The 6,030-nt window shown below is 66.3% G+C and carries 3 protein-coding genes; all 3 read left to right on the top strand.

The window, feature by feature from the left end:
* A partial coding sequence (locus AC16JP_RS01195) for a TonB-dependent receptor (protein WP_484338775.1) occupies positions 1-1,955 on the top strand: 1,955 nt, incomplete at its 5' end.
* Positions 1,956-2,020: 65 nt separating this feature from the next.
* Positions 2,021-3,121 carry a PLP-dependent cysteine synthase family protein gene (locus AC16JP_RS01200; RefSeq protein ID WP_484338776.1) on the top strand — a complete coding sequence of 367 codons (1,101 nt, stop codon included), beginning with the start codon at positions 2,021-2,023 and terminating at the stop codon, positions 3,119-3,121.
* Positions 3,122-3,158: 37 nt separating this feature from the next.
* Positions 3,159-6,030: amidohydrolase family protein (locus AC16JP_RS01205; protein WP_484338777.1), on the top strand; the 2,872-nt coding region annotated here is incomplete at its 3' end.

Genomic DNA, 6,030 nt, shown 5'->3' on the forward strand with positions numbered 1-6,030 from the left:
CCAACCGCGGTTTCGAACAGTCGGTCGGGATGTTCATCGACAACATCTACGCCGGTCGCGCGGCGCAGTTTTCGTCGCCCTTCTTCGACGTCGAGCGCATCGAAGTGCTGAAAGGCCCGCAGAGCATTCTGTTCGGCAAGAACACCATTGCCGGCGCCGTCAGCATCATCACCGCCCGCCCGACCAAGGACCAGAGCCTGGTGGTCTGGGGCGGCTATGAAACCCGCTTCCGTGGCTACAATATCTCGGCGGTCGGCAACCAGCCGCTGGCCGACAACCTTCAGTTGCGGATCGCCCTCCACCGCGATGAACGGTCGCGCGGCATCCTGTATAATACGCTGAAGAAGGACCACGAGCCCAGCAAGCGCAACACGCTCGCGCGGGCGTCGCTGGCCTGGCAGCCCGGCGACATCGACGTGAACGCCAAATATGAATATTCGGAAAACCGTCGTGTCGGCAGCCTGTTCCAGATCATCGCCGATGGCGGTCGCGGCGCGCTGTTCACCAGCATCGACCCGCAGTTCGAGAGCAAGCTGAACCTGCAGAACAGCGTCGGCGCACCTAACTCCGACGTGAACCAGATCCGTGCGCACAACCTTGCGCTGCATGTGAACGTACCGCTGGGCAGCGGCACGCTTACCTCGGATACCGGCTACTCCACCTACAAGCTGGATTCACAACGCGAAGACTCGGATTTCACGCCGGTCAAGCTGATCCAGTATGACAACCATGAAAAGTTCAACCAGTTCAGCCAGGAGTTCCGCTTCAGCTCGGCCTCGGATGAACCGCTGACCTATACCGCTGGCGTATTCTTCCAGAAGCAGCACTACATCAGCAGCCCGTTCTACTCGATCACGGCGGCGGCGATGGGACTGTTCAACGTAAACACGACCCGTCACTTCGACCAGCATGCCGACACCTACAGCGCGTTCGGCGAACTCGGGTATGAACTGGTCCCAAGCCTGCGCCTCATCGGCGGCGCCCGCTATGTCGCCGAAAACAAGAAGGCCGATCGCAGCGCCGCCGTCCTCAACTACGCGACTGGCCAGTTGGAAACCGACCCGTCGATCCTGGCGCGGACGAAGGCGATCTTCGCTGTCCAGAACTTCGCGCTGCAGCAGGAAATGAAGGAGCGCCAGTTCACCCCGGCCGTCACCCTGCAATACAAGCCGGAAAACGGCCTGATGGCCTATGCGAAATTCGCGCGCGGGTTCAAGAGCGGCGGCTTCGACGCATCCGACGGCCTCGGCACCGCCCAACCCTATGAAAGCGAAGATGTCTCGGCCTGGGAAGCCGGCGTGAAGTGGAGCCCGAACCGCCAGGTCAACATCAACCTGACCGGCTTCTATTCGCGCTTCAACAACCTGCAATCGCAGGCCTTCAACGGCACCTATTTCGTCACCACCAACGCCGCGCGCGCCAGCACCCGTGGCGTGGAACTGGAAACCCGCTGGCGCCCGGTGCCGCCGCTGACGCTGTCGGGCGCAGTCACCTACATGGACGCGCGCTACGATGATTACTCCAACGCCGCCTGCACCACCAGCCAGTCGGCCGCATGGACGGCGGCCGGCAAGCCGGGGCCTTGTGTGCAGGATCTGTCGGGGCGGCCGCTAATGGATGCGCCGAAGTTCAGCGCCAACCTGAACGCCAGCTTCGAACAGCAGCTTGCGAACGACTGGGGTCTGCGCTTCAACGCCGGAACCAACATCCGCAGCTCGGCCTATGTCGCGCCTGACCTCGATCCGATCGGGCTGCAGAAAGCCTATGCCACGATCGACAGCAGCCTCGAAGTGACGATTCCGGGCGACCACATCACCTTCGCGCTCGTCGGCCGCAACATCGGCGATGTCCGCGCGAAAACCTATCTCGTCAACAATCCGTTCTTCAGCGGTACCAAAAGTGCGTCTATCATCGAGCCGCGCACGCTGGAAGTTCGGGCAACCGTCCGCTTCTGAACCCGAGCCGGGAGGGGCGCCGCCCACAGGCGCCCCTCCCGCCCGCGCGAAGAAAGGAGCAGCGGATGACCGCCAGCGACAACGAAACACCGTGCAGCCGGCAATGGCTGAACTGGGCGATCAGCCGGATCGAGGCTGACTTCACCCGCTCGGCCGACACGCACCTGCTGCCGGTGCCGATCCCGTCGCTGCCGGGAATCGCGCTCTATCTGAAAGACGAATCCAGCCACCCGACGGGCAGCCTGAAGCACCGGCTGGCAAGGTCGCTGTTCCTCTATGCCCTGTGCAACGGCTGGCTGCAGCCCGGCCGCCCGGTGATCGAGGCGTCCAGCGGCTCGACGGCGGTATCCGAAGCCTATTTCGCCCGCATGCTGGGCCTGCCGTTCATCGCCGTGCTGCCCAGAAACACTGCGCCGGAAAAAATCGCCGCCATCGAAAGCTACGGCGGCAGCACCCATCCGGTCGACGACCCCCGGCAGATCTATGGCGCCGCCCGCGACCTCGCACGGGAATCCGGCGGCCACTACATGGACCAGTTCACCTATGCCGAACGGGCGACCGACTGGCGTGGCAACAACAATATCGCGGAATCGATCTTCGCGCAGATGGCCCGCGAACCGCACCCCGTGCCCGACTGGGTGGTCTGCGGCGCGGGAACGGGCGGCACCTCCGCCACGATCGGGCGCTTTGCCCGCTACCACCGCCACGCCACGCAAATCTGCGTCCCCGACCCGGAAGCCTCAGTCTTTCACCGCCACTGGCATAACCGCGAGATCCGCTCGCACGAGGGGGAGACCAGCCTTATCGAGGGCATCGGCCGCCCCTTCGTCGAGCCGAGTTTCATGCCGGGCGTCGTCGATCGCATGATCACCGTGTCCGACTGCCAGTCGATCGCCACCGCACGGGTGATCTCGCGGCGGATCGACAAGCTGTGTGGCGGATCGACGGGCACCAACGTCTGGGCAAGCGCGATCCTCGCCAGCGAAATGGCCGAAGCAGGGGTCTGCGGATCGATCGTCACCATCCTGTGCGATGGCGGCGAACGCTATCGCTCGTCCTACTTCGACGACCGGTGGATCGCGGCGCGCGGCCTCGACCTTGCGCCGCACGAAGCTGCGATCGAACGCTTTCTGGATACAGGAAAGATGGCGGCCGCGGGCAACTGACCGGGCTTTCGTTACCCCGACGAAGGAGGGACGCACCGTGGCAACGCCAATCGACCGCCGTGAAGCATTGGCAGCAGGACTTGGCGGCGTCGCGCTGCTGAACAGTGCCGATGCAGCCGCCCGCCCTGCACTGCCGCCGGCCACCGCGCGCCGCGAAATCGCGGTAAGGCAAGGCACCAACTTCGCCGCCACCCCCTCGCCCGACGGGCGCCGGATCGCAATGGATCTGGCGGGTATGATCTGGCTGCTGCCGGTAAATGGCGGCAAAGCCCGGCCGCTGACGCCGCCCATGCTCGACGCCAGCCAGCCCGACTGGCTGCCGGATTCATCGGGCCTCGTGTTTCAGGCCTACACCGGCGACAATTTCCAGCTCTGGCATGCCGATGCCGGAACGGGCGCGCTGCGGCAGTTGACCAGCGGCCCGAACGACAGCCGCGAACCGGCAGTCTCTCCGGATGGGCAGCGCGTCGCCTATGTGTCGGACCGGCCCGTTGGCGGCCGGGGTGGCCGTTGCCGTGTGCATATCCTGAACCTCGAAACCCTTGCCAGCGAACCATGGGCCGACATCCCCGGCGAAGCCGCCCAACCCGCCTGGTCGGCGGATGGGCGCGAGCTGGTCTGCGCCACCGACGGACGACGCATCATCGTGTCTGGTGCAGACGGTGCAACGCGCGAAGTGGCGACGCTTGGCCCCGGCAGCGGGCCGCTGGTGAAGAACCTGGTCGCAGCACCCGCCTTTGCGCCGGATGGCAAATCGCTGGTCTGGGTGGAAGTCGCCCACGCCGAAGCTCGCCTTCGCCAAAGCAGCGGCACGCCGCTGGTCGAGGGCGAGGACATCTTCCCCTTCCGCCCGCGCTGGTTCGCCAACGGTGACATGCTCTACACGGCAAACGGCAGCATCCGCCGCCGCACCGCCGCCGGCACGGCCGAAGTGCCGTTCGAAGCCATGTTGCCGCTGTCCCGCAGGGTTGCCGCCCCACAGCAGAAGCAACTTGCCCCCGCACAGCCCGTGCCGGCAATCGGGCTGGCGTCACTCGCGCCTTCGCCGGATGGTTCGCAGTTCGCCTTTCGCGCGCTCAATGCATTGTGGATCATGCACGGCCGCGAACCCGCCCGCCCGCTGGTCGAGGACGGCTACTGCGTAACCGACCCCGCCTTCGCGCCCGACGGGCGAACATTGGCCTTCGTCAGCGACCGGGCAGGCAACCCGGATATCTGGCTGCGCGCCGAAAACGGCGGACTGCGCCAACTGACCCGCCACGACGGCGCAGTTGCCGGGCCTGCATGGTCGCCTGATGGTGGCCGCATCGCCTTCATCGATCATTTGGGCGGCCTGTTCCTCTGCGATGTGGCAACGGGCGCCACCCGCAAACTGCACCCGCCGCTGTTCGCGCCCGGCAAACCATGCTTTAGCGCCGACGCGGCCACCATTGCGCTGGCGGCGCTGGTGCCGTCGTCGGCCCGGTTTCGCGAAGGCGCGAACCAGATCCTGCTGATCGATGTCGCCAGCGGCCGCGCGCGCTATCAGCCGGTGCCGGATGGGCACCAGATCACCACGCGTGGCGACGATGGCCCGCACTGGTCTCCGGATGGGCGGCACATGGCGGCGATCGTCGAATCGCGGCTGGCGCTCTGGCCGGTGGCGGCAAACGGCACGCCGACCGGCGCCTTGCACTTCCTGAACGACGAGCCGACCGACTGTCCGCGCTTCACGGCGGGCGGCGGAGGAATCGCCTATCTGTCGGCCGGAAGGCTGCGCACTCTGCCGGTTTCGGGCGGCACGCCCGCCAGCATCGGCACCGGCATAAGCTGGGCCGTGCCGAAAGCGGCAAGACCGGTCGTCCTCCGCGCCGGCCGCATGTGGGATGGTGTTTCGCGCACCCTATCCGGCCCGACCGACATCCGGATCGCAGGCGGCGCGATCACCGGGGTTGCCCCTGCATCCGGCCCACCACCGGCGGATGCCGAATTCATCGACGCATCGGGGCTGACGGCGATGCCGGGCCTCGTCGACGGGCATGTGCACACACAGATGCAGGGCTACGGCTTCGGCGACCGCGAGGGACGCCTCTGGCTTGCCATGGGGATCACATCGGTGCGTTCGCTGGCCGGCCCGGCAACGCACATGATCGAATATCGCGAGGGCATCGCCAGCGGCCGCCGCGTCGGCCCGCGCGTGTTCACGACGGGCGAAGCGATCGACGGTTCGCGCATATTCTATCACATGATGCGCCCCGTCACCGGCAGCGGCCAGATGGCGCTTGAACTGGAACGTGCCGAAGCCCTCTCTTACGATCAGATGAAATGCTACGTCCGCCTGCCCGCCGAAAAGCTGCACCAGGTAACCGGCTGGGCGCACCGCCACGGCATCACCGCGACATCGCATTACCTCTATCCGGCGATGTTCCTGGGGATCGACGCGCTTGAACATATGGGCGCGACGAACCGGCTTGGCTATGCGCGGTCGGTGTCGCTGACCGGGGCCGCCTATGCCGACGTCGCGGAAGTGCTGGCGGCAACGGGTGCCGCGCATGTACCGACCTTGTTTCAGGCGTCGGCGCTCTATCGCGACGACCCGGCGCTGGCCGACGACATCCGCATCCAGACGCTGCTGCCCCCATGGGAGCGCAAACGCCTTGCCGCGCTGATGCGCAGCACCGACGAGGCCGGGTTCAAGGCGCAACTCGGTGTGCTGGAACGCAACGTCGCGCATCTGCGGCGGCTGATCGCGCGCGGCGGGCTGGTGGTTTCCGGAACCGATGCGCCGCTCGACCTGCTGGCCACCAGCCTGCACATGAACCTGCGCGGCATGGTGCGGTTCGGCATGGCGCCTGTCGACGCGCTGACGACCGCAACCCGAAACGCCGGCCTGCTGCTGGGCGAAAGGCTGGGCGTGATCGCGCGCGGCG

The sequence above is a fragment of the Sandaracinobacteroides sp. genome, assembly GCF_057137845.1.